Origin of the sequence: Comamonas sp. GCA5 (assembly GCF_036541385.1) — a bacterium.
GTDB classification, from domain to species: Bacteria; Pseudomonadota; Gammaproteobacteria; order Burkholderiales; family Burkholderiaceae_C; genus Comamonas; species Comamonas aquatica.
Map to the genome: position 1 here is coordinate 1 of NZ_JAZHFR010000032.1, position 24,788 is coordinate 24,788.

Below are 24,788 nucleotides of genomic sequence, written 5' to 3' on the forward strand. Positions count from 1 at the left end.
ATGCGCTGCAGCGGCGCGGCGGCCGGCGCCACGCCCTCGACCGATGGCAGGAACAGCCGCACCTCGAACACCGCGCCCTGGCCCGGCGCGCTGCGCAGGGTCAGCACGCCGCCCATCAGCTCGGTCAGCATCTTGGCCATGGTCAGGCCCAGGCCCGCACCGCCCGCCGCCGTGGCGGCCTGGCCGCGCTCAAACGGCTCGAAGATGCGCGCCTGCTCCTCGGGCCCCAGGCCCGGGCCGGTGTCGATCACGCGCAGGATGGCCATCTGCCGCGCATGCTGCACCTGCAGGGTGACGTGGCCCTGCTGCGTGAACTTCAGCGCATTGCCCAGCAGGTTGATGACGATCTGGCGCAGCCGCTTTTCGTCGGCCCGCACCACGGCGGGCAGCCGCCCCTGCACCTCGTAGTGGAAGCCCAGGCCCTTGGCCTGGGCCTGCAGGGCGAACAGGTCGGCCAGGGCCTGCATGCCTTCGGCAAAGTGCATGGGCGCCACCTGCAGGGCCAGCTTGCCCGATTCGATGCGTGCCACGTCCAGCGTGCCTTCGATCAGCGACAGCAGGTGCTCACCGCCTCGCCGGATCACCTGCACCGCGTGCTGGCGGTGCGGGGGCACGCTGTCATCGGCCCCCATGAGCTGGGCGTAGCCCAGGATGCTGTTGAGCGGCGTGCGCAGCTCGTGGCTGATGGCGCTGAGGTAGCGGCTCTTGGCCTGGTTGGCGTGGTCGGCGGTTTCGCGCGCCGCCTCGGCCACGGCGCGCGCTTCTTCGGCGGCCTTGCGGGCGCTTTGCAGCGCGGCATCGGTCTGCTGGTGCAGGGCGATTTCGCGCACCAGCAGACCGGTCTGGCGGTTGGACTCTTCCTGCGCCACGCGGCGGCTCTGGTGCGCCAGCACCAGCCACCAGGCGACGATGCCGGCAATCAGCAGCAGGCCCAGGTAGGCCTTAAGCATGGCCGAGCCCAGCGCCGCCTGTGCGGCCTGCAGCGCGGCCGGCGTCATGGCGGTGCGCTGCAGGGTCTGCAGTTCCTGGTGGTAGAGCAGACCCAGCACCGCGGCCAGCAACGGGGCAATCACCAGCATCAGCAGCAGAAAGTGCCCCAGGCCCTTGTCGAACAGCCGCCACAGCTGCTCCGGCAGCAGCCAGCGCAGCGCGGCGCGCCACTGCACGCCCCAGTGTGCCTGGGGCTTGCACAGGTCACCGCAGCGCGCATCCAGGGTGCAGCACAGCGAACAGATGTGACCGCCATAGGCCGGGCAGTGGGCCATGTCCGGCACTTCATAGTCACGCTCGCACACGGTGCAGCGCAAGGTGTGCACGGCCTGGGCCTGAGGGGTTGCGCTGCAGCCCGCACAGCCGGTGCAGGCGGGCAGCGTGGCCGTGCGCGCCAGGTAGTAGCGCCCGCGCGTGGCCCAGGCGATCACCGGCGCGGCGACCAGGGCCACCACCATGGCGATCAGGGCCGAGAACGCCTGGGCCAGCGGCCCGAACACGCCCAGGTGCGCGGCGATCGACAGTCCCGAGGCCAGACCCATCGCCCCCACGCCCACGGGGTTGATGTCGTACAGGTGGGCGCGCTTGAATTCGATGCCCCGCGGCGACCAGCCCAGCGGCTTGTTGATGACCAGGTCGGCCACCACGGCCATGATCCAGGCGATGGCGATGTTGGAGTACAGGCCCAGCACCTCGCCCAGGGCGCGGAACACGTTCATCTCCATCAGCATGAAGGCGATCAGCGTGTTGAACACCACCCACACCACGCGCCCGGGGTGGCTGTGCGTGAGGCGCGAGAAGAAGTTGGACCAGGCCAGCGATCCCGCATAGGCATTGGTCACATTGATCTTGAGCTGCGAGATCAACACGAACAGTGCCGTGGCCGCCACCGCCCAGCCGTAGTGCGGAAACACGTATTCATACGCCGCCAGGTACATCTGGTTGGGATCGACCGCATGGCTGGCCGGCACGGAGTGCGAGATGGCCAGATAGGCCAGCAGCGCACCGCCCAGCATCTTGGCCACGCCCAGCACCACCCAGCCCGGCCCACCCAGCAGCACGCCGGACCACCAGCGCAGCCGGGTGGTCTGCGCGCGCGCCGGCATGAAGCGCAGGTAGTCGGCCTGCTCCCCCATCTGGGTGATCAGCGCAATGCCCACGGTCAGCGCCGCACCAAAAAGAGGCAGTGAAAAATGCGCACCCGCGCCCGACTCCCCACCGTAGTGCACCACCTGCGCAAACGCACCGGGATTGCGCAGCAGCACGTAGACAAAGGGCACGACCAGCATCAGCAGCCACAACGGCTGGGTCCACATCTGCAGCCGGCTGATCATGGACACCCCGTGCGTGACCAGCGGAATCACCACCAGGGCGCAGATCAGGTAGCCCCAAGCCGGCGGGATGTCCAGCGCCAGCTCCAGCGCGTAGGCCATCACGGCCGCCTCCAGCGCGAAGAAGATGAAGGTGAAGGTGGCGTAGATCAGCGAGGTGATGGTCGAGCCGATGTAGCCAAAGCCCGCACCGCGCGTCAGCAGGTCCATGTCCACCCCATAGCGCGCCGCGTAGACGCTGATGGGCAGGCCCGCCGCAAAGATGATCAGGCCGGTGGCCACGATGGCCCAGAAGGCATTCGCCCAGCCGTACTGCACCAGCAGCGTGGCGCCCACGGCCTCCAGGATCAGGAACGAGGCCGCGCCGAAGGCGGTGTTCGCCACCCGCCACGCGGACCAGCGCCGAAAGCGCTGCGGCGTGTAGCGCAGGGCGTAGTCCTCCAGGGTTTCCGTCGCCACCCAGCCGTTGTAGTCGCGGCGCACCTTGACCACCTGCTGCGGCACGCAGGGGTCGGTCGAGGCAGGCGTCACAGGCGCGGCAGCGGCAGGGGGCTGGGTCATGGTGGGGCCTGCGATGCAGCTTCTGTGCCCGACTGGCACGGTGCTTGCACAGCAGGTGCCATGCCCTGGTGACCGCCCGGGCGCCGCACGGCCCGCCGTGTGTGCGCACGCCGGGCGGCATGCAGGCCGCGACATGGCATGGCCGCCCCGCCCCCGTCCACGGGGCCGGCGCTGCGGACCGATGGAGGGAATCGACATGGAATTAACGCCGCGAGAAAAAGACAAGCTGCTCATCTTCACCGCCGCGCTGCTGGCCGAGCGCCGCCAGGCCCGTGGCCTGAAGCTGAACTACCCGGAATCCGTGGCCCTGATCAGCGCCTTCGTCATGGAAGGCGCCCGCGACGGCAAGACCGTAGCCCAGCTGATGAGCGCAGGCCGCACCGTGCTGACGCGCGCCGACGTGATGGACGGCGTGGCCGAGATGATTCCCGACATCCAGATCGAGGCCACCTTCCCCGATGGCACCAAGCTGGTCACGGTGCACGAACCCATCGTCTGAGCGACCGCCCAGAACTTGCAGGCTTTTAGACCTCCAGCCCTTATTCCACCAGCGCAGACAGCTATGAAAACCAAGAACCTGATCACCGCCCTCCTCGCCACCGCGTCGGCCCTGCCGCTGAGCGCCCTGGCCCACGTGGGCGCGGACGGTGGCGGCCACCACAATTTTCTGGACAGCCTGGCCCACGCCTTCGCCCACCCCTTCGGCGGCGCCGACCACCTGGCGGCCATGCTGGCCGTGGGCGCCTGGAGCGCCCTAGCCTTTCCCCACCACGGCACCGCTTGGCGCGCCCCGGCGGCCTTTGTGGCCCTGCTGGTGGCCGGCTGCCTGGCCGGCTTTGCGGGCCTGCACGTGCCGGCCGTCGAGCCCATGATTGCCGCCTCGGTGCTGGTGCTGGGCCTGCTGGTGATGGTGCGGCAGAAGATGGCCTGGGGCGCAGCCGCCGCCCTGGTGGGGGTGTTTGCCTTCTTCCACGGCGCGGCCCACGGCTATGAACTGTTCGAGGACAGCGCCGCCGCTGCAGCCGGCGCCGTGCTGGGCATGGCGGCCGGATCGGCCCTGCTGCACCTGGGCGGCATGGCCCTGGGCCACCGCGTGATGCAGCGCCACCAGCTGCTGGCCAGGCTGGCAGGCGCCGCGACCGCCGTCCTGGGCGTGGCCCTGTTGACACGTCTGGCCTGATCCCACGGAGGCACCACATGATTCCTGGTGAACTGCTCCTGGACGAGGGGGCCCACCCCCTCAACCCCGGCCGGCGCACGGTCACGCTGCTGGTCAAGAACGCCAGCGACCGGCCCATCCAGGTCGGCTCGCACTACCACTTTGCCGAAACCAACGCGGGCCTGGACTTCGACCGCGCCAGCGCCCACGGCATGCGCCTGAACATTGCCAGCGGCATGGCCGTGCGCTTCGAACCCGGCCAGCAACGCACGGTGGAGCTGGTCGACATCGGCGGCGACCGCCAGATCTACGGCTTTCGCGGCCTGATTCAAGGAGCACTTTGATATGGCCACCATGGACCGACGCGCCTACGCCGAAACCTTTGGCCCCACCGTGGGCGACCGCCTGCGCCTGGCCGATACCGAACTGATCGTCGAGGTCGAGAAAGACTACACCCTGGCCGCGGGCGGCTATGGCGAGGAAGTGAAGTTCGGCGGCGGCAAGACCATCCGCGACGGCATGGCGCAAAGCCAGCGCACGCGCGAGCAAGGCGCGGTCGATACCGTGCTGACCAATGCCCTGATCCTGGACCACTGGGGCATTGTCAAAGCCGACATTGGCCTGAAGGGCGGCCGCATCGTGGCCATCGGCAAGGCCGGCAACCCCGACACCCAGCCGGGCGTGGACATCATCATCGGCCCGGGCACGGAAATCATCTCCTGCGAAGGCAATATCGTCACCGCCGGTGGCATCGACACCCACATCCACTTCATCGCGCCGCAGCAGATCGAGGAAGCGCTGACCAGCGGCGTGACCACCATGATTGGCGGCGGCACCGGCCCGGCCACCGGCACCTTTGCCACCACCTGCACGCCTGGGCCCTGGCACATGGAGCGCATGCTGCAGGCCGCCGACGCCTTCCCCATGAACCTGGGTTTTCTGGGCAAGGGCAATGCCAGCCTGCCAGCCGGCCTGCACGAGCAGATCAGCGCCGGCGCGATTGGCCTGAAGCTGCACGAGGACTGGGGCAGCACACCCGCGGCCATCAGCAACTGCCTGGATGTGGCCGAGGAGACCGACACCCAGGTCGCCATCCACACCGACACACTCAACGAGTCCGGCTTTGTCGAGGACACCGTGGCCGCCTTCAAGGGCCGCACCATCCACACCTTCCACACCGAAGGCGCGGGTGGTGGCCATGCGCCCGACATCCTGAAGGTGGTGGGCGAAGCCAACGTGCTGCCATCGTCGACCAACCCCACCCGCCCCTACACCATCAACACGCTGGACGAGCACGTCGACATGCTGATGGTCTGCCACCACCTGGACGCGGGCATTGCCGAGGATTTGGCCTTTGCCGAAAGCCGCATCCGCAAGGAAACGATTGCCGCCGAGGACATCCTGCACGACATCGGCGCGATCAGCATGTTCAGCTCGGACAGCCAGGCCATGGGCCGCGTGGGCGAGGTCATCCTGCGCACCTGGCAGACCGCCCACAAGATGAAGCTGCAGCGCGGCCCACTGTCCGGCGATGGCGCGCGCAACGACAACTTCCGCGTCAAGCGCTACATCGCCAAATACACCATCAACCCGGCGATTGCCCACGGCATCAGCCACGAGGTGGGCAGCATCGAACTGGGCAAGTGGGCTGACCTGGTGATCTGGAAACCCGCCTTCTTCGGCGTCAAGCCGTTTTGCATCTTGAAAGGCGGCAGCATCGCCATGGCGGCCATGGGCGACCCGAACGCCTCCATCCCCACGCCCCAGCCCGTGCACTACCGCCCCATGTTTGCCAGCTTTGGCGGGGCCATCGCCAAGACCTCGCTGACCTTTGTCTCGCAAGCCGGTCTGGTGGCGGGCATTGGCGAGCGCTTTGGCCTGACCAAGACCCTGTCGGCCGTGAAGGGCATCCGCGGCGTGCAAAAGCAGCACATGGTCCACAACGACCTGGCGCCGCGCATGGAGGTGGACGCCCAGACCTATGCCGTGCGCGCCGATGGGCAACTGCTGACCTGCGAACCCGCAGTCAGCCTGCCCATGGCGCAGCGCTATTTCCTGTTCTGAGCGCTCACGCGCCGGGAGCTGTCTTATGGGCCTTGAACCACGCCAGCCAGTCGCCGCTGTCAATCACCGGCGCGGCCTGCACGGTCGCTGGCAAGGCCTCGTAGACCAGCACCGCCAGCATCTGCGTGCCGCCACCGGTCAGGGCCACAGGCACGGTGAGGGTGCGCTTGGTGTATTCGCCCGTGTCCTGGGGCCAGATGCCTTCGTAGCCGTCGAGCACCTGCTCCAGGGCCGCATCCAGCGGATAGACCTCGGCCAGCACCTGCTGCGTGCCCTGCAGCACCAGGCCGGGGTACCAGCCCAGGTCGTGCAACGTGCCCGTCAGCGTGGTGCGGCCGGTGATCACCATGCCGCCGCGCAAGCGCGCAATGTCATTCACCGCGCCGGCGCGCAGCGTGCCGTAGACGGCCACATGGCCCACACCGCAGGGCTGCCAGCCGGACTTATCAGACCGAGAGAGTTCAGAGGGGGTTGACATGTTTGTCATGCTATTGGATAGGAAAGCGCTTGGGAATGCACAAAGCGCGCCAGTCTGTAGCTCTCCTTTTGAAAGTAACCTATGTTGACCATCCACAAACTCCTGCCCCAGGGCCAAGGCCTGGCCAAAGTGCTGCTGCAGCGCGCCGCCACCGTCGAGCTGGACTGGGACGTGCGCCAGAAATCGCGCTTTGCCGCCACCGACAACCAGGGCCGGGAACTGGCCATCTTCCTGCCGCGCGGCCAGGCCGTGCGCGGCGGCGACGTGCTGGTGGCCGAAGACGGATCGCTGATCCGCGCCATTGCCGCGCCCCAGCGCGTGCTGAAGATCACCGCCTGCGCCACGCACGGCACGGCCTTTGACCTGGTGCGCGCGGCCTACCACCTGGGCAACCGCCATGTGCCCATCGAGCTGCAGCCCGACCACCTGAAGATCGAACCCGACCACGTGCTGGCCGACATGCTGCGCAGCCTGCACATGACCGTGGTGGCGGCCGATCTGCCGTTCGAGCCCGAAGGCGGCGCCTATGGCGGCCATGTGACCAACGACGGGCACAGCCACCATCACCACAGCCACGGGGCAGGGCATGCCCATGGGCACGAGCATGCACACAGCCACAGCCATGATCACGCCCCGGCACAGCCTGCCGGCGGCTGCGGGCATGCGCAGCCCAAGGCCCAGGGCGCCACCAGGGCGGGCTGCGGTCACTGCGATCACCATGACCATGCCTACCACCCCGGCCAGGGCTGTGGCGGATGAGCTGGCTCTACCTGATCGCGGCCGGCCTGTGCGAGATCGTCTACGCCGCCGCCATGCCGCGCACCGCAGGGTTCACGCGGCTGGGGCCCAGCCTGTTCTGCCTCGGCTTCATCGCAGCCAGCATGTACCTGCTGTCGCTGGCCACGCGCAGCATGCCCGTCGGGACGGCGTATGCGGTCTGGGTCGGCATCGGTGCTTTGGGCACGGCCGCCTACGGCATGCTGTGGCTGGGCGAAGACCGCAGCGTGGCGCGCATGGCCTGCTTCGGCCTGATCCTGATGGGCATCGTGGGCCTGAAGCTGCTCACCCTGCGCAGCGACACGGGGGCCTGAGATGCTGAGCCATCCCACCGCCGCCACCTTCCTGCAACTGATGTGGCTGGCCTCGCCGGCCTTGCCGATCGGGGGGTTTTCGTACTCCGAGGGGCTGGAGGCCGCCATCGACAGCGGCCGCGTCACCACGGAGGCCGAGGCCGCCGAGTGGCTGCACCACCAGCTGCATCTGACGCAGTCGCGCGGCGACATGGCCGCCATCGCCCAGGCCCTGCCGGCGTGGGCGACGCAGGACCGGGCCCGCCTCGCCGAGCTGAACGACTGGGTGCGCCACACCCGCGAAAGCGCCGAGTTGCGCCTGCAGACCGAGCAAATGGGCCGCTCGCTGATCGAATGGCTGAAGAACCGCCATGCCGGCGACGCCGCCATCCAGGCCCAGGTGCAATGGCTGGCCGCGCAGGACGCCAGCTACCCCCTGGCGTTTGCGCTGGCCGCCCACCTGACGGGGGCCCAGGCCCCCGATGCGCTGCTGGCCTATGCCTTTGGCTGGGCCGAAAACATGGTCCAGGCCGCCATCAAGGCCGTGCCGCTGGGGCAAAGCGCCGGCCAGCGCATCCTGGCACGCCTGACGCAGGAGATTCCCGCCGCCGTCGAACTGGCCCTGGCCCTGCCCGATGCCGAACGCCAGGCCTTCTCGCCGATGCTGGCGATCCTGTCGGCCCGGCATGAACACCAGTACTCTCGGCTGTTCCGCAGCTGAGACCCCGCACCATGACCCCTGGTTTCGCCCCCACCCCTCAGCCGCCCTACTACGCTGCGATCTTCACCTCGCAGCGCACCGCCGGCGACCAGGGCTATGGCGCCATGGCCGACCGCATGCTGGAGCTGGCCGGCCAGCAACCCGGCTACCTGGGCGCGGAAAGCGTCCGCGATGCCCACGGCTTCGGCATCACCGTGTCCTACTGGGCCAGCGAAGCCGCCATCCGCGACTGGAAACAGCACGCCGAGCACCAGGTGGACCAGGCACAGGGCCACGCCCGCTGGTACCAGCACTTTGAACTGCGCATCGCCAAGGTCGAACGGGCCTATGGCATGCATCCCTGAGCCCCCTTGTTTTTGAGAAAGCACCGACCATGTCCAGCGCCCTGCACCACATCCCCCACCGCACCAAGAAGCTGCCCCCGCTGCGCGTGGGCATTGGCGGGCCCGTCGGCTCCGGCAAAACCACCATCCTCGAGATGCTGTGCAAGGCCATGCGCGAGAAATGGGACCTGGTGGCGATCACCAACGACATCTACACCAAGGAAGACCAGCGCCTGCTGACCATCAGCGGTGCCCTGCCGCCCGATCGCATCATGGGTGTGGAGACCGGCGGCTGCCCGCACACCGCCATCCGCGAGGACGCCTCCATCAACCTGGAAGCCATCGACCGCATGCTGGGGCAGTTCCCGGATGCCGACATCGTCTTCATCGAATCCGGCGGCGACAACCTGGCCGCCACCTTCAGCCCCGAGCTGTCGGACCTGACGATTTATGTGATTGACGTCGCCGCAGGGGAAAAGATCCCGCGCAAGGGCGGCCCCGGCATCACCAAGAGCGACCTGTTCGTCATCAACAAGACCGACCTGGCACCGCACGTCGGCGCCGATCTGGCCATCATGCGCAGCGACACCGTGAAGCAGCGCACGACGCCCAACGGCCTCAAGCCCTTTGTGATGACCAACCTCAAGACGCTGGAAGGCCTGGACGAGGTGGTGGCCTTCATCGAGCGCCAGGGGCTGCTGCACGGCGCCTGAAGGCAGCGCCACGGCCGCGGCGCGCTAGCCTGGGGCTGCTCGGTCCGGCCACGCCAGGGCGCAGCGCAGGGCCTGGCCCGGGCCGCCCAATGCCCCGGCTGCTGTCACCTGCAACGGCATTCAGGCAGACTGGATGCCGTTTTTTGCTTTGGAGGATGCCGCCCATGTCCCGCTTCACGTCCCGCCTGCTGCTCCTGGGAACCTGCGCCCTGGTGGTCTGGAGCGCCGTGTTTGCCGTGGCCATGGTCAGCCAGCTGGCCGATGCGGCCGACCGCGTGCATGCCGGGGCCGGGCAGCCCGTGTTCTGGAGCCTGCTGACCCTGCTGGTGGCCACGGTGCTGGCACCCAGCGTCTGGCTGCTGCGCCTGCCGCCGGCCCTGCGCCACCCGCCCGAGGGCGATGCCCAGGCCCTGGCCGACTACGCCAACCGACTGCGCGCCCACCTGGCGCGCAACCCTCGGCTGGCAGGCCGACCGCTGGACAGCACGCAGGACGTGGAAGCGGCGCTGACCGTGCTGCGCGACGCGGCCGAGACCGAAACCCGGCGCAGCGCCGCCAGCGTGCTGGCCAGCACGGCCCTGCTGCAGAACGGACGCCTGGACGGTCTGGTGGTGCTGGTCAGCCAGGTGCAGCTGGTGTGGCGCATTGCACGCATCTATGGCCTGCGCCCCTCGCTGCGCCAGCTGTCCTACCTGTACGGCAATGTCGGCGCCTGCGTGCTGGTCGCCTATGGGCTGGACGAGGTGGACTTTGCCGAGCTGACCGCCCCCATCGTGCAATCGGCCACGCCCGCCGCCATGGGCAGCGTGCCCGGGCTGGGCGGCATGGGGCAGTTGCTGACCAACAGCATGGCCAGCGGGGCCGCCAACGCCTTTCTGACGCTGCGCGTCGGCCTGGTGGCCGATGCCTACTGCGCCCCGCAGCACCTGCCGCAACGCCAACTGGTGCGCCACCACGCCACGCACCGCGCGGCGCAGATGCTGGGCGGCATCGTCAAGGACTGCGGCACGCAGATCACCCAGGCGGTGTACGGCCGCCTCAAGCAGGGCGTGCTGCACACGGCCCAGGCCGCGGCGAACAGCGTCAAGCAGGCCGGCCGCTCCGTCAGCGAAGCCACCCAGTCGGCCTACCAGGCCACGGCGCAGGGGCTGAACCAGGCCGTACACCAGGTGCGCGGCACCACCTCGGCCGCCACCCAGCGCCTGCAGCAGACCCTCCGCCGCCATGACGGCCCGGACAAGCTTTGAAGTTTTTTTGGCTGTAGCGCAGACAGAGCAAGCGCTGACAGCTATGGTTTTTTATTTCCGGATGGCTGCGCTTGAGCCCCTGCCGGCAAACGCCTAGCATCTGGACATGCCCATCCTGCCCCCGCCCCGACTCCCCCTGATCGCCACCGCGGTGTGGCTGGCCTGCACGGCGTGGCCGCTCAGCGGCCACGCCCAGGTCTTCCGCTGTGGCAACAGCTACAGCAGCACCCCGTGCGCCGACGGCAAGCCCGTGCCGGTCGAGCCCATCGTGGAGGTCCATCCCTCCACCCAGGGCGCGGCAGAGCGCCGTGCCACACGGCGCCATGCAGACCGCGAAGAACGGGCCTGGGACCGCATGGAGCGCGAACTGGACAAGGCCCAGGCCAAGGCCCCGCCGCAGCGCAAGTCCGGGGTGGACCGCAGCCAGTGCGAAGCCCGCGACCGGCGCATCCAGAAGATCGACCAGCTGGCACGGCGCGGTGGCACGGTGCAGCAAATGGAGCGCCTGCGCGAGGAGCGCCAGGAGGCGCGCGACTGGCAGTTCCGCGCGGGCTGCTGATTACAGCAGTGCCAGCACCTTCTCGGGCGGGCGGCACAGCGCCGCGCCCTTGGGCGTGACGACGATCGGGCGGTTCAGCAACTGCGGGTGCTGGGCCACGGCCAGCAGGATCTGGGCGTCGCTCACCGCCGGCTGGTCCAGCCCCAACTCCTGGTAGGCGGCTTCCTTGGTGCGCAGCAGCTCGCGCACCGGCACGCCGATGTGGGCCACCAACTCGGCCAGTTCGGCGGCCGTCAGCGGCGTGGCGATGTAGTCGACGATGTTGGGTTCGATGCCGCGCGCGCGCAGCAGCTCCAGGGCGCCGCGCGAGTTGCTGCAGCGGTTGTTGTGGAAGATGGTGATATCGCTCATGGCGCCCAGTGTAGGCCGCGGCACGCCCATGGGCGATCTCGGCGCGAGATCCCCCATGCGCCTTCAGGCCCGTCGCGCCAGCTTCCAGCCGCCGATGCCCAGGCTCAGCCAGCCCAGCATCAGGCAGGTACCGCCCCAGGGCACGAACGGGCGGAAGGTCTCGATCCCGGTGAAGGTGCGCAGATAGATCAGGCCGCTGAACAGCAGCAGCCCCAGCACAAACAGCCCGCCCGCGGCGCACAGCCAGCGGTTGCCGGCCGTGGTCAGCGCCGCCACGCCCAGGCCCAGCAGTGCCAGGGCATGGAACATCTGCTGCTGCACTGCCAGCTGCAGCGAGGCGCGCGTGGCCTCACGGACCTGCGGATCGGCGATGAACCCCAGACCGTGCGAAGCGTAGGCGGCCATGCCGACCGCTGTCAGTCCCCAAAACGCGGCCACAGGCAGCCACCAGTTGCGCATGCTCGACTCCCTCATTCCCCAGCAAAGCTCCGATTATCGACCGTGCGGCGCTCAGGCCGAACGCAGCTGCTTGCGCAGGTCGCGCAAGGCGTTGTCCAGCATTTCCTCCACCGTCGGGTGGTAGTAGGGCAGTGCCAGCAGTTGCTCCACCGTATCCGCACGCTGGATCGCCCAGGCCAGCAGGTGGGCCAGGTGCTCGCCCCCGGCGCACAGCAGGCTGGCACCCAGCAGCTGGCGGCTGGCCGGGTCGGCGTACAGGCGCAGCACGTGTTCGGGGGCCTGCATGATCTTGGAGCGGCCATTGCCCGCGCCCCGGGCCGTGACCACCACCGCCTCGGGCGGCAGCTCGGAAAAACGCAGCCCCACCTCGGCCACATCCGGGGCGCTGAAGACGATGGACAGGGGCACACTGCGCCCGCGCACCGGCAGGTCCTGCCAGCGGGCATCACCCAATGCACGCAAGGCCTGCTGGGCGGCGATCGTCCCCTCCTGCGCGGCCTCGTGCATCAGCGGGCGCTCGCCCGTGGCATCGCCCGCCAGGAACACCCGGCTGTCCAGGCAGCGCAGGCTGGCGCGGTCCCACAGCGGCCGGCCCTGGGCATCAAAGCGCACCCCGGCCTGGGCCAGCGCCAGGTCCGCCAGCCGGGGGCTGCGCCCCTGGGTGACCAGCACATACTGCACATCGGCCTTGAGGGCACCGGCCTCGAAGCGCACCATGTCGCCACGGCGCTCGGCCAGCACGTCGCGGCACCCCAGGGCCATGGGCATCTGGTGGGCGAAATAGGTCTGGGCCGCCTTGGCCACCTCGGGATCGGCGATCTTGGCCAGCACCGGATTGCGCCCCGTCGCCACCACCTGCACCCCCAGGCGCGACAAGGCCACGCCCATCTCCAAGCCGATGGCCCCCATGCCCCACACCGCCACGCTGTGCGGCAGGTCGTGCAGGGCAAACAGTTCATCGGTTGTGATCAGCGCCGCACCCAGCTGTTCCTGCAGCTGCGCCGGCTTGCGGGCTTCAGAGCCGGTCGCCACCACAAAGGCGCGCGCCTGCACACGGCGGCCGTCGCCCAGCTCCAGCAGGTCGGGGGCCGCAAAGCGTGCCCCGGTCTGCAGCAGATCGCTGTCGGCCAGGGCATGCAGCTGGCGCACGTTGCCTTGCACCAGCTGGTCGCGGATCTGCAGGGCCTCCTGCCACAGTTGCTGCGGCGTGGCATGCCCCTTGGGCAGGGCCGCCCGCCATTGCGTCTGCGGCATGCCAGCCGGCATCAGCTGGCGCAAGCCGTCCCAGCGCTGGCGGCGTGCAGCACGGCCTTCGAGGGCATGCAGCCCACGCGCGCGCAGGTGGTGCCCAGCGGCCCCTGGTCGATCAGCACCGCCCGGGCGCCGGCCCGGCGCAGCGTGCTGTACGCGTTCATGCCTGACGTACCGGCGCCGATGACGGCAACGTCCACGGTCATGGAAGAAGGGGCCATGTGCACACTCCTGGTCAGCGGGGCAAGATGCCCCCATTGTGCAAAACCGGCAGCGCGACTGCCACGATGCCATGCTGCGGTAAATGCCTATTGCGCCAGGTCGGCCACCACGGGCGGGACGGGCGCGGTCTGCGGCAGGGGGGTGTGCGGTGCTTCCTGGTTGCGGCGCAGCGACTCGATGCGCTGCTGCAGGTCGCGCGCCCAGGTGCGGCGGTCCCGGCCGTCGGCCTTCTCTGGCGCGCCGTAGCGCACCACGGCCACCAGGTGCTCGGTGGCAATCGTGCGCCACAGGCTGCGCAGCATGGCTTCGTCGGGGGTGGCCTCGCAGGGCACATACGATGCCAGGCCAGTGCGGGCATCGACAAAGGTCATGGCCACGGGCTGGACCGGCACGTCGGCATCAATGGCGGCCTGCAGCATGTTGCCGTGAAAAGGCAACAGGTCACGGCCATTGCCCACCGTGCCCTCGGGGAAGACGGCGAGGACGTCACCGTGGCGCAGGGCCTCGACCATGGCCTGGACGGTGCGCTGGGTGTCCCGGCGCACGCTGCGCTGCACGAACAGGGTGCCGGCCGCCTGCGCCAGCGCTCCCACCAGGGGCCAGCGGGCGATCTCGGCCTTGGAGACAAAGCGGCAGTGGCGCGCCGCGTGCAGGGTGGGAATGTCCAGCCAGGACTGGTGGTTGGCGACCAGCAGCACCGGGCCCTGGGCCACGGGGCTGCCCTGGACCTGCAGGGCCACGCCGGCCTCGGTCAGGAAGCCGCGGGCCCAGCACTCGACCGCGCGCTGCTGGCTGGCCGCATCCAGATCGTGGAAACCGTTGCGCGCCAGGCGCAGCCCCTGCAGGGTGTGCCGCAGCATCCGAGTGAATCGTCCGATCGCACGCCAAGTTCCAGCCATCCGGGCCGCCCTCCTTCACAAGTTAAATGCTGTCACCTTTCCCGCACCAGGGGCCGCCCTGCCCTGGGCTCAGCCGCGCTCGAACGCGACGTGGCCCGCCACCACGGTGCATTGCACGCGGGCGGGCAGTTCGTAGCCCTGGAAGGGCGTGCTCTTGCCCTGGCTGACCAGCGCCTCGGGGCCCACGGTCCAGGCGGCCTGGGGCTGCACGACGCACAGGTCGGCCACCCCGCCCTCCACCAACTGACCCAGGCTGGCCTGCAGCGTTCCTAGCGCCTGGCCCAGCACGCGGGCGGGGGCGGCGGTCACCACCTCCAGCGCGCGGGTCAGGGGCACGTTCTGGTCCTGCGACCACTTGACGGCCAGCGACAGCAGCAGCTCCACGCCGGTGCGCCGGCCTCGGCCTCGGCAAAGGGCAGCACCTTGGCGTCATCGTCCACCGGGCAGTGGTCGGAAACCAGGGCGTCGATGGTGCCGTCGGCCAGGGCCGCACTCAGCGCATCGCGGTCGCGCTGCTGGCGCAGCACAGGCACCAGGCGGGCGCTGCTGTCGAAGTAGCCAATGTCGTTTTCGGTCAGGTGCAGCGAGTTGATGGACACGTCGGCCGTCACGTTCAGGCCCTCGGCCTTGGCCTTGCGCACCAGCTCCACGCCAGCGGCGCTGGACAGGCGGCACAGGTGCACGCGGGTCTGCGAGCCACGGATCAGCTCGAAGATGGTGTGCAGCGCAATCGTCTCGGCCGCTACCGGCACACCGGACAGGCCCATGCGTGTGGCCAGGGCCCCGCTGGCCGCCACGCCCTTGCCCAGGTCCTTGTCCTGAGGACGCAGCCACACGGCATAGCCGAAGGTGTTGGCATAGGCCAGCGCGCGGCTCAGCGTGGTGATGCTGGACAACGGCGTGTCCGCTTGACCGAAGGCCACGCAACCGGACTCGGTCAGCTCGGCCATCTCGGTCAGCACCGCGCCTTCCAGGCCCTTGGTCAGCGCCCCCATGGGGAACAGGCGCGACTGGTGCAGCTTCTTGGCGCGCAGCTTGAGCATTTCCACCAGGCCCTGCTCGTCCAGCACCGGGTCGGTGTCGGGCAGGCAGACCAGGCTGGTCACACCACCGGCCACGCTGGCGGCCATTTCGGAGGCCAGCATGCCTTCGTGCTCATGCCCCGGCTCACGCAGGCGCACGGCCAGGTCGACCAGACCGGGCAGCACCCACTGGCCGCTGGCGTCGATCACGCGGTCCGCCTCAAACCCCGCGGGCGCCTGGCCGATGGCCACCACCCGGCCGGTGGCCAGCGCCACATCACAGACCTGGTCAAAACCACGGGCCGGATCGATCACGCGGCCGTTTTGAATCAAGATTTTCATGGTTAATCACCCAATTGGCCACCAGCCCTTACCCAGCAAGCGCTAGCAGCTATCAAAAACATCTCTACCAGTGCGCAGTGCCACCCTGCCCCACGCCACCGCCCCCTTGCGCGGGGGACACCGAGCTAGGGCCGCCCCGACGCGATGGTGTCGTCCCCCTTCCCGCTGCAGCGCAGCGAGAGAAGGGGGAAGCGGCACAGCCGCTCAGGGGGATGGCCTGAGGCATCAGGCCTCATTCCCCGCCACGATGGACATCACCGCCATGCGCACCGCGATGCCGAAGGTCACCTGCGACAGGATCACGGCCTGCGGGCCGTCGACCACGGCGGAGTCGATCTCCACGCCGCGGTTGATAGGGCCGGGGTGCATGACGATGGCATCGGGCTTGGCCAGCTGCAGGCGCTTTTCGGTCAGGCCGAAGCTCTTGAAATACTCCTGGCTGGACGGCAGCAGTGCGCCGCTCATGCGCTCGTTCTGCAGGCGCAGCATGATGATGACGTCGCAGTCCTTGATGCCCTCTTCCAGGTTGTGGAAGACGCGAACGCCCATGCTGGCCAGATCGGCAGGCACCAGGGTGCGGGGGCCCACCACGCGCACTTCGGCCGCGCCCAGGGTGGTCAGCGCATGGATGTCCGAGCGCGCCACGCGCGAGTGCAGCACGTCGCCCACAATCGCCACGCGCAGGTTGGAGAAATCTTTTTTGTAGTGACGGATGGTGTACATGTCCAGCAAACCCTGCGTGGGGTGTGCGTGGCGACCGTCACCGGCATTGACCACGTGCACGTGGGGGGCCACGTGCTGGGCGATCAGGTACGGCGCGCCCGACTCACTGTGGCGCACCACAAAGATGTCGGCGGCCATGGCGCTCAGGTTGTCGATGGTGTCCAGCAGCGTCTCGCCCTTGCTGGCCGAGCTGCGCGCGATGTCCAGGTTGAACACGTCGGCCGACAGGCGCTTGGCGGCAATTTCAAACGTGGTGCGGGTGCGCGTGCTGTTCTCGAAGAACAGGTTGAACACGCTCTTGCCGCGCAGCAGCGGCACTTTCTTGACTTCGCGGTCGTTGACGCTGACGAAGTTGCTGGCCGTGTCCAGGATGTGGGTCAGGATGTCCTTGGACAGCCCTTCGGTGGACAGCAGGTGGATCAGCTCGCCGTTCTTGTTCAGTTGGGGGTTGCGCTTGTACAGCACGTTATGCCTCTTTGACTTCAAATTGGAAGGTGCCGTCTTCTGTGCGCGCCAGCGCCAGCGACTGGCTGGCGGGCAGCGCCACACGCGCGGCGGCAAATTCGGCGGCCACGGGCAGCTCACGGCCGCCGCGGTCCACCAGCACGGCCAGGCGCACGCAACCGGGGCGGCCATAGTCGTACAGCTCGTTGAGGATGGCGCGCACCGTGCGGCCGGTGTAGAGCACATCGTCCAGCACCAGGATGTCGGCGCCGTTCACGTCGAAGTCCAGCTGGGTCTGCACGCTCTGCGCCATGCCGCGCTGGGCGAAGTCGTCGCGGTGCAGGGCCGAGGACAGCACGCCCGGCTTGCCGGCCAAGCCCAGGTCCTTGTGCAGGCGCTCGACCAGCCAGGCGCCGCCGGAGGCCACGCCGGCCAGCTGGGTGTTCGGGCCCATCAGGCTGCGCACGCCACGCAGCAGTTCACGGTACAGGGCTTCGGCGTCCAGGACCAAAGAACCAGCGGAAAGACTCATGGAAGACTCCTCAAAAATTGCTCCAGGATGATGCAGGCCGACGCGGCATCGGCATCCTTGGCACCACTGGCCAGGGCCTCGGTGGTGCTGTAGCGCTCATCTACTTCATACACCGGCAGGCGGAAGCGGCCGCGCAGCTGGCGCCCGAACTTCAGCGCCCGGGCCGTGTTCTCGTGCGGCGCACCGTCCGGGTGGTAGGGCACGCCGATCACCAGGGCCTGGGGCTGCCATTCCCGGATCAGTTGCTCGATCGCCGCAAAGCGCGCATCCGCGCCCTCGGCCTTGATGGTCGGCAGGGGACTGGCACCGCCAAACACGCGGTTGCCCGAGGCCGCCCCGGTGCGCTTGGTGCCGAAATCGAAGGCCAGGAACTGCTGGATGTGCGCAGGAAAATCCACGGCCTGTACAGCAGCGTTGCTGGGCCGTGGGGACGAAGTCTCGGGGTTCATGCGTGTCCTGCTTCGGGCGACAGCATCCAGGGCTGCAGCCCCAGCAGGCCCAGGGCCTTGTTGTAGCGGTCTTCGGCGGGGGTGTCGAAGATGACCTGGGGGTCGGCGTCCACGGTCAGCCAGGCGTTCTCGCCCAGCTCGGACTCCAGCTGGCCTTCGCCCCAGGAGGCGTAGCCCAGCGTGACCAGCACGCGGCGCGGGCCGGCGCCGTTGGCGATTGCCTCCAGCACGTCCTTGGAGGTGGTCATCTCCAGGCCGCCGGGAATGGCCAGGGTGGACGCGTAGGCGGATTCATCGGCCTCGGCGCCCTCGATCAGGATGGGGTCGTGCAGCACGAAGCCGCGGTCGGTCTGCACCGGACCGCCCTTGAAGACCAGGTCTTCGCGCAGGTCCTCGCGCCCCAGGGGCAGGTCGATCTTGTTGAGCAGGGATTGCAGGCTCAGCGTGGAGGGCTTGTTGATGATCAGCCCGAGCGCGCCGCGCTCGTTGTGCTCACACAAATACACCACGCTGCGAGAAAACGACTCATCTTCCAGACCGGGCATGGCGATCAGGAAGTGGTGCGTCAGATTGATAGGCGCAGATTCAGCGGGCATAAGCCGGCATTTTAGCGGCGAACCACCGACCTGCCCGGGGCGCGCACGATGTCCTTGGGCCGGGCGCTGCAGCGCCAGGGTTTTTCAGAAAAAAGAGCTGCCTGCGCTGAATAAACAAGGACTTCACATACTTTCATACACGAATCCCTTGAAAAACCAGCGCTTGCAGCTCTTTTTATCGAAGCACACACACGTCAGCCATCGACCGCCTCGGCACCAGCGGATTCCGCCGCCAGCGGCAGCGGCTTGCCGACGGCATAGTGGTGCACCAGTCCCATCAGCTCCTCATCCGAATACGGCTTGCCCAGGTAGTGGTTGGCGCCCAGCTCCATGGCCAGATCGCGGTGCTTTTGCGCCATGCGCGAGGTGATCATGATGATGGGCAGGTGCTGCAGCCGCGCCTGCGCGCGGATGTTGCGCAGCAGGTCGAACCCGTCCATGCGCGGCATCTCGATGTCCGACAGCACCACGCAGGGCAGCTCTTCCTGCAACTGCTCCAACGCCTGCAGGCCATCGGCCGCCGTGACCACGCGGTAGCCCTCGCGCTGCAGCAGGCGCTGCGAGACACGGCGCACGGTGATGGAGTCGTCCACCACCATCACCAGGGGCACCTGGCTGGCGGCCTGCATCCCGGACAGCGGCGCCTGCGGCGCCATCGCATGCTGCAGCTGCTGGGCCGCCTGCGCGTCCAGCAAGGCCGGCAGGCCCGCACCCAGCTGGCGAATCTGCGTGCCATACACGGCCGTCAGCGCCACCGGGTTGTAAATCAGCACCACCGCCCCGGAGGCCAGCACCGACATGCCGGTCAGCCCCGGCAGGCGCGACATCTGCGCCCCCAGGTGCTTGACCACCACTTCCTGGTGGCCCAGCACTTCGTCCACGTGCAGCGCAATACGCTGCGAGGCGCTGCGGCAGATGACCACCGGGCGCGTCTTGCCGGCACCGACCTCGAGGCTGCGTGGCGACTGGCTCCACACCGCGCCGGCCCAGAAGAAGGGCACGCGGTCCTCGCCATCGACCAGCTCGCCGGTGCGGTAGGCCGCCTCCAGGTCTGCCAGGCTGACGCGGCGCACCACCTCGACCAGGCTGGCGGGCACCCCCACCGAGAACTCACCCGCGCGCAGCATCACCACCTGCGTCACGGCCGTGGTCAGCGGCAGCACCAGGCGGAAGGACGAGCCCTGCCCATCCTGGGTCACGGTCTCGATGCGTCCCCCCAGGGCCTGGACTTCCGAGCGCACCACGTCCATGCCGATGCCGCGGCCGGACACGCCAGTCAGTTGCTCGGCCGTGGTGAAGCCCGGCATGAACACCAGTTGCGCCGCGCGGGCGGCATCCACCGTTTCCTCGGCCGTGATCAGGCCACGCTCCAGCGCCTTGTCGCGGATGCGCGCCACGTTCAGGCCGGCGCCGTCGTCGCTGACGCGGACGGCCACGTCGTTGCCTTCCTGCTGTACGTGCACCTGGATGCTACCCGTGACCGGCTTGCCCGCAGCCACACGCTCCTCGGGGGTCTCGATGCCATGGTCCACGCAGTTGCGCAGCAGGTGCTCGAAGGCCGGCACCATGCGTTCCAGCACGCCGCGGTCCATCTCGATGGTGCCGCCGGACAGGCCCAGCTTCACCTGCTTGCCGGTTTCCTTGGCCGTCAGGCGCACCACGGCATACAGGCGCTCCGAGATCGCATCGAACTCCACCATGCGCGTGCGCAGCAGGTCGCGCTGCAGCTCGCGCGCCTGGCGGCCCTGGGCCACCAGATCGTCTTCCGCCCCCGCCACATCGCGCAGCAGGTTGCGCTGCACCGTGGCCACGTCGTTGACCGACTCGGCCATCATGCGGGTCAGCTCCTGCACCCGGGTGAAGCGGTCAAATTCCAGCGGATCGAAGTCCGCGCCAGCCTCCTTGGACAGCTGCATGCGCGACTGCATCTGGGATTCGGCCTGCACCTCGATGTCGCGCAGCTGGTGGCGCAGACGCTCGAGGTTGTGGGTCAGGTCGTTGAGCGAATGCTTGATGCTGCCCACCCGCTCATCCAGGCGCGAGCGGGCAATCATCACCTCGCCAGCCTCGTTGATCAGGCGGTCCAGCAGCTGCGCGCGCACGCGCACGGTCTGCTGCACGCCCTGGCGCACGCCACCGGCCAGCGCTGGCGGCGGCGCTTCGGGGGCCACGGCCACAGGCTGTGCCACGGCCGCCGGTGCGGGGGCGGCATCCACCACATTCGCCACCTGGGGCTGCGCCGCCGTGGCTGGTGGCACAGCATCGTCGGGCAATGCCCCCTCCAGGCTGCTGGCCACCGGTTCGATGCGGACCGGGGTTTCGGGGGCTTGCTCGCCCACCGCGCGCAACAGGCCGAAGCTGGCTTCCATGCTGTCCAGGCGCCCGAACAGCGGCTCGATCTGCTCGGTGGTGACCGTGTCGACATCCAGCGCCTCCAGCGCCGACTCCAGGCGGTGGGCCATTTCGCCCAGGCGCAAGGCACCAGCCAGGCGGGCGCTGCCCTTGAGGGTGTGCAATGCGCGCAGCAAGGTGCTGCGGGCTTCGAGCCGCGTCGGATGCCCTGCCCATTCCCGCATCGCGGCGCCCAACACGGGCAGCAGTTCCACCGCTTCCTCTTCAAAGATCGGGAACAGGTCCGGATCAATAACATCGAATGCATCGATGTCATCGTCGCCGTCCACCACAGCCTGGGGCATCGCGGCATCGGATGGCGGCACCAGCGGCGCACTGCGCTCCTGTGCCACGGCGGCAGCCTGCGGCAGGGGTTCGTCCACCTCGGCCGGTGCTTGCGCCGCGACCGGTGCGGGCGCCAGTTCCAGATTGGCTTGCAGCACGTCCTGCAAACGCTGCTGCACATCGGCCGAAGCCGTGCGCAGGAAGCCGGCCGCAAACTGGTGCAGCAAACCACGGATTTCCTCCGCTGCCTGCACAAACACCTGGACCTGCTCGGCCACACCGCAGGCCTGGGGCTCCACGTGCTGCAGCGCGGCTTCCAGCTTGCGTGCCAGGCCCGACAATGCCTGGAAGCCGACGGTGGCCGAGCTGCCAGCCAGCGAATGGGCCCACGCGATCACGGAATCGGGCTGGGCTTCCTCCAGGTTTTCCTGCCAGGCGGTCAGTGCATCCAGCAAACGGTAGGACCAGCCCTCGGCCTCGCTCAGATACACATTGAACAGGGGCAGGGGCACCGACAGATCCCCGATCTGCTTGACCTGCGCGGCAGGCGGCTCCGCTGGCGCTGCATCGGCTGCGGGGATGGCCGCGGGAGCAAAGGGCACCTCGTCCACCCCGGACAAGGTGAGCTCGGACTCGGACTCGGGATCGAGCTCGGCAGTGGCGGCCACATCCTCCAGCGTCACGGCTTCGGCGGTCGCCTCCACAGACTCCGCCACCTCGGACGGCGCGGGCCGCTCCACCACCTCTTCACGCGATGGCGCAACCGGCAAGATGGGCGCAGAGATGCCGTCGCCCGCCTCGTGCAACAGCGCATCGAACTCGTCAAAACTGATTTCCTCGGCCTGCGGCACCTCCATCGCACGGGCCTCGGGCTCCTCCAGCGCGGGCAGCGCCGCGACTGGTTCCTCCGCCCATGCCTCGGTCACGGCCTCCGGCGCCAGCGGCGCAGCAGCCTCCGCCGTCACGGGCACGTCGCCGGACAATGCTGCCACGTCCAGGCTGTCGAACGCAGCCGGTGGCGCTGCCTCGGCAGCCTCGATCAACGCTGGCGCACTGGCCGTCAGGTCCTCGAGGTCCAAGGCCTGCGCTGTCGACCACTGTGCCGCATCGACCTCGGCCACCGGCGGTGCCACATCCGTAGCTGCCGCGCCCTGCACCGCCTGCCTGTCCAGCGGAATGAAACGGGCGTCCAGGCGCATGGCATCGGCACTGGCGCGAAACGGTGCGGACTGCCAGTGCTGGTCCGCCTGGGCTTCGATCGCTCCGACCCAGGCCTCGAACGCATCCAGCGCCTGGCCAGACAGCTGCCGCATGGGTTCGGGCATGGCTTTTTGCTCGGCCAACCAGGCGTTGAGCATCTGCTCCATCGCCCAGCCGGCTTGCCCAAAATCGTCGAGCCCCACCATGCGCGAGCTGCCCTTGAGCGTGTGGAACGCACGGCGCAGCACCGTTTGCTCGCTCAGATTGGAAGGCTCCTCGGCCAGGGCCTGCAAGGCCGTCCGGCCATTGGCCACCACTTCGCGGGCCTCTTCCAGGAAAATGCCCAACAGTTCCTCGTCCGTGTCATCCGGCTGCACCTGCAGCGCGGGCGCGGGGACCGCCACGGCCTGGACGTCCGCCACAGGCTGTACGACCGCTGCCACGGATTCCTCGGTGGTGCCGGTGGGTGGCGGTTGCACAGCCTCTGGGGCCGCCGCAAGGGCCACCTGGGGATGCAGTTGGGTCTGCGGCACCGCCAATTCCACGGGAGGGGGGCTCTGTGGCTCGCGGGCCTGCATGGCCTCTCGGGCGGCGGGACCATCCCCATCGCTGGCACGGGGGCGCACACGCCCCATCAATAGCTTCAGCTCCCCCTCTTGCTCATCAAACTCGTAGAGCTTGCGCGCCAGGTTGCGCTGGTAGCTGAGCATGTCGATCAGAAAACCCAAGGCGCCCAGGCTGTTGCCCATTTTGTCGAACAGGCGGTGCTGTTCGTCCTCCGGCACCTGCTCGGTCTGCAGGCGCTCCACGTTCTGGCGCATGCGCACCATGGCCTGCGAGGCCTGGTCCAGCCCCAGGACCGACAGCACGCCACGCATCTGCGACAAATGCGCCGCCACCGGCGCCAGCACCGCCGTGTCGGCAGGGTTGCGAAAATACTGGTCCAGCAGTTTTTCGGCATCGGCCAGGGTGCCACGCAACTCGCCCACCACGCTGCCCATGGTCTGCTGGTCGCTGACCTGGCGGTACAGCTGCTCCATCCAGGGCTCCAGCGGCTGGGCCGGTTGCCCGGCCTGCACCTGGAGCAGACGGCCCGCCAAGGTGTCGGCATGCGAAGCCATCGCATCGTCAGCTATGTCCAGCGAGGCGAAGGCCGCCTGCAGGTACAGCACGGCCGTGGCCACCTCCATCGCCACTTCCGGCGACGGCGACTGGGCCTGGGTGGCCACGCTGTGCACCACCTGCATCAAGGCCCTGGCCAGGGGCAGGCTGCCCGGATGCAGCTTGACCAAGGAATCGCAGACCAGGGTGAATTGGTCCACGGCAGGTTTGCATTTCTGGACATCCCCCCCGGCCAGGGCAGACCAGACTTCGGTGGCCGTCGCAATCCGCTTGCGCGCCTGGGCCAGCAGGTGGGGGTCGAAACGGCCAAACCGCGGTTGTTCGTAATTGACGACCGCATGGCGCTGCAGGTCAAAGGCCTCGTGCACCGCACGCCAGACCACGGCCGCGGCCTGCCCTGGGTGTCCTTCCTGCGCCGCCTGGGCACAGAAAAACAGCATGTCCTGCAGCAGCCGCTCGGGTGCGACGGGATCGCTTTTGGCCAGGGCTGCACTCACCGTCAACAGCCGCGAGGCCACACGTTTGGTGTAGATGTCGGGCTTGAGCAGGCCGTGCGCCATCGCATCGAAAAACGCCGCGGCCACCTTCCAGAAGATGCGCATCTGCACATCGGTCTGGGCCTGGGCAAAACCCAGGCAGATTTCCCGCATGCGCTCGCCAGCGGGGGCCACCTCACTGCCCTTGACGATCTGCAAGACCGACGTATCCAGCACCTTGCGGGGCTCGGGGCCATAGCCCAGCGGCGACACCTCGTACGGCAGCGCCGGGTCGCGCAGCCGGCGTTCCACTGGCCACAGGTCGGCCGGGTGCACCTTGGTGTGGTTGCCGAACAAGGCCTGCACGTCGCGGTACTGCGGGAACAGCGCCACGGCAGACACCGGCTTGCCAGCCAGCACCGACTCCAGGAACTCCAGCAAGGCAAAGCTGGCTTTTTCCAGGGTCAAGGCCACGGCCTCGGTGCAGTCTGCGGGTTGCTGCACATAGTGCTGCATCGCCGTTTCCATGGCCCGCAGCAACAGCGCGGCCTGGGGCATGCCCACCATGTCGAGGGCACCGCTGGACTGGTGCAGCTGCTGCTTGGCCATGCGCAAGGGACTGCTGTCCAGCGCCGCCAGGTCCGAATCGCGGGCCTCTTCGGCCTCGCGCACAAAACGACGCGTCGCCTTGACGGCTGCGTCCATCGACTTGCGCAGTTCATCAAGCACCCAGGCCAGCGGTCCGAGATCCCGGTCGCTCTGGGAAACATGCCCGATCGGTGCGGTGGCTTCAGTTGGTGACATGGTT

General features: G+C 68.6%; 23 protein-coding genes and 1 pseudogene. 11 read left to right on the forward strand and 13 right to left on the reverse strand.

What is annotated here, in order from left to right; all coding sequences use genetic code 11:
• A partial coding sequence (locus SJH88_RS09665; protein ID WP_274754338.1) for an ATP-binding protein occupies positions 1–2,882 on the reverse strand: 2,882 nt, incomplete at its 3' end.
• Positions 2,883–3,078: 196 nt separating this feature from the next.
• On the opposite strand from SJH88_RS09665, the gene SJH88_RS09670 reads away from it, so the two are divergent.
• The 4 genes from SJH88_RS09670 (at position 3,079) to ureC (ending at position 6,105) form a co-directional block, all read left to right on the forward strand.
• Positions 3,079–3,381 (forward strand): urease subunit gamma, encoded by a 303-nt coding sequence (locus SJH88_RS09670; RefSeq protein ID WP_042415127.1) that lies wholly within the window; start codon positions 3,079–3,081, stop codon positions 3,379–3,381.
• A 63-nt stretch (positions 3,382–3,444) separates the two neighbouring features.
• On the forward strand, positions 3,445–4,062 hold the full coding sequence (locus tag SJH88_RS09675; RefSeq protein WP_234686866.1) for a HupE/UreJ family protein: 618 nt from the start codon (positions 3,445–3,447) through the stop codon (positions 4,060–4,062).
• Positions 4,063–4,079: 17 nt separating this feature from the next.
• The gene (locus SJH88_RS09680) at positions 4,080–4,385 is read left to right on the forward strand and encodes an urease subunit beta (RefSeq protein WP_042415133.1); all 306 of its coding nucleotides are present in this window, start codon (positions 4,080–4,082) and stop codon (positions 4,383–4,385) included.
• 1 nt (position 4,386) lies between these two features.
• Positions 4,387–6,105, forward strand: coding sequence for an urease subunit alpha (gene ureC, locus SJH88_RS09685; RefSeq protein ID WP_274754339.1), 1,719 nt, complete (start codon positions 4,387–4,389; stop codon positions 6,103–6,105).
• Between the two features lie 4 nt (positions 6,106–6,109).
• Here ureC and SJH88_RS09690 read toward each other — a convergent pair whose 3' ends face one another.
• Positions 6,110–6,583 carry a gamma-glutamylcyclotransferase family protein gene (locus SJH88_RS09690; RefSeq protein WP_045266260.1) on the reverse strand — a complete coding sequence of 158 codons (474 nt, stop codon included), beginning with the start codon at positions 6,581–6,583 and terminating at the stop codon, positions 6,110–6,112.
• Between the two features lie 81 nt (positions 6,584–6,664).
• On the opposite strand from SJH88_RS09690, the gene ureE reads away from it, so the two are divergent.
• From ureE to SJH88_RS09725, 7 genes are all read left to right on the forward strand, one after another.
• On the forward strand, positions 6,665–7,342 hold the full coding sequence (gene ureE / locus SJH88_RS09695; RefSeq protein WP_274754340.1) for an urease accessory protein UreE: 678 nt from the start codon (positions 6,665–6,667) through the stop codon (positions 7,340–7,342).
• The gene (locus SJH88_RS09700; RefSeq protein ID WP_274754341.1) at positions 7,339–7,674 is read left to right on the forward strand and encodes a DMT family transporter; all 336 of its coding nucleotides are present in this window, start codon (positions 7,339–7,341) and stop codon (positions 7,672–7,674) included. Before ureE ends, SJH88_RS09700 begins: the two co-directional genes overlap by 4 nt.
• Before the next feature lies 1 nt (position 7,675).
• Complete coding sequence (locus tag SJH88_RS09705; RefSeq protein ID WP_274754342.1) at positions 7,676–8,374, forward strand: urease accessory protein UreF; 699 nt, start codon at positions 7,676–7,678, stop codon at positions 8,372–8,374.
• Between the two features lie 11 nt (positions 8,375–8,385).
• Positions 8,386–8,718 carry an antibiotic biosynthesis monooxygenase family protein gene (locus tag SJH88_RS09710; RefSeq protein WP_270149009.1) on the forward strand — a complete coding sequence of 111 codons (333 nt, stop codon included), beginning with the start codon at positions 8,386–8,388 and terminating at the stop codon, positions 8,716–8,718.
• Positions 8,719–8,747: 29 nt separating this feature from the next.
• Positions 8,748–9,410, forward strand: coding sequence for an urease accessory protein UreG (gene ureG / locus SJH88_RS09715; RefSeq protein WP_274754343.1), 663 nt, complete (start codon positions 8,748–8,750; stop codon positions 9,408–9,410).
• A gap of 164 nt (positions 9,411–9,574) precedes the next feature.
• Positions 9,575–10,657, forward strand: coding sequence for a DUF697 domain-containing protein (locus SJH88_RS09720; RefSeq protein WP_274754344.1), 1,083 nt, complete (start codon positions 9,575–9,577; stop codon positions 10,655–10,657).
• 106 nt (positions 10,658–10,763) lie between these two features.
• Positions 10,764–11,216: a hypothetical protein gene (locus SJH88_RS09725; RefSeq protein WP_274754345.1), complete on the forward strand. Its 453-nt coding sequence runs from the start codon at positions 10,764–10,766 to the stop codon at positions 11,214–11,216.
• Here the strand turns inward: SJH88_RS09725 and arsC are convergent, their stop codons facing one another.
• The 11 genes and pseudogenes from arsC to SJH88_RS09780 form a co-directional block, all read right to left on the reverse strand.
• Positions 11,217–11,567: an arsenate reductase (glutaredoxin) gene (arsC, locus tag SJH88_RS09730; protein ID WP_274754346.1), complete on the reverse strand. Its 351-nt coding sequence runs from the start codon at positions 11,565–11,567 to the stop codon at positions 11,217–11,219.
• A gap of 63 nt (positions 11,568–11,630) precedes the next feature.
• Positions 11,631–12,026: a DUF423 domain-containing protein gene (locus SJH88_RS09735; protein WP_274754347.1), complete on the reverse strand. Its 396-nt coding sequence runs from the start codon at positions 12,024–12,026 to the stop codon at positions 11,631–11,633.
• Positions 12,027–12,077: 51 nt separating this feature from the next.
• Positions 12,078–13,280 (reverse strand): FAD-dependent oxidoreductase, encoded by a 1,203-nt coding sequence (locus SJH88_RS09740; RefSeq protein WP_274754348.1) that lies wholly within the window; start codon positions 13,278–13,280, stop codon positions 12,078–12,080.
• A gap of 11 nt (positions 13,281–13,291) precedes the next feature.
• Positions 13,292–13,498 carry an FAD-dependent oxidoreductase gene (locus SJH88_RS09745; RefSeq protein ID WP_274754349.1) on the reverse strand — a complete coding sequence of 69 codons (207 nt, stop codon included), beginning with the start codon at positions 13,496–13,498 and terminating at the stop codon, positions 13,292–13,294.
• Positions 13,499–13,585: 87 nt separating this feature from the next.
• On the reverse strand, positions 13,586–14,359 hold the full coding sequence (locus SJH88_RS09750; protein ID WP_274754350.1) for a lysophospholipid acyltransferase family protein: 774 nt from the start codon (positions 14,357–14,359) through the stop codon (positions 13,586–13,588).
• A 108-nt stretch (positions 14,360–14,467) separates the two neighbouring features.
• A pseudogene (locus SJH88_RS09755) lies at positions 14,468–15,762 on the reverse strand (dihydroorotase).
• Between the two features lie 225 nt (positions 15,763–15,987).
• Positions 15,988–16,950, reverse strand: coding sequence for an aspartate carbamoyltransferase catalytic subunit (locus SJH88_RS09760; protein WP_042415178.1), 963 nt, complete (start codon positions 16,948–16,950; stop codon positions 15,988–15,990).
• 1 nt (position 16,951) lies between these two features.
• Positions 16,952–17,461: a bifunctional pyr operon transcriptional regulator/uracil phosphoribosyltransferase PyrR gene (gene pyrR, locus SJH88_RS09765; RefSeq protein ID WP_042415181.1), complete on the reverse strand. Its 510-nt coding sequence runs from the start codon at positions 17,459–17,461 to the stop codon at positions 16,952–16,954.
• Positions 17,458–17,910, reverse strand: coding sequence for a Holliday junction resolvase RuvX (gene ruvX / locus SJH88_RS09770; protein WP_154163445.1), 453 nt, complete (start codon positions 17,908–17,910; stop codon positions 17,458–17,460). Before ruvX ends, pyrR begins: the two co-directional genes overlap by 4 nt.
• The gene (locus SJH88_RS09775) at positions 17,907–18,506 is read right to left on the reverse strand and encodes a YqgE/AlgH family protein (protein ID WP_042415187.1); all 600 of its coding nucleotides are present in this window, start codon (positions 18,504–18,506) and stop codon (positions 17,907–17,909) included. Before SJH88_RS09775 ends, ruvX begins: the two co-directional genes overlap by 4 nt.
• Positions 18,507–18,700: 194 nt before the next feature.
• Positions 18,701–24,784: an Hpt domain-containing protein gene (locus tag SJH88_RS09780; RefSeq protein ID WP_274754351.1), complete on the reverse strand. Its 6,084-nt coding sequence runs from the start codon at positions 24,782–24,784 to the stop codon at positions 18,701–18,703.
• Positions 24,785–24,788 lie beyond the last annotated feature (4 nt).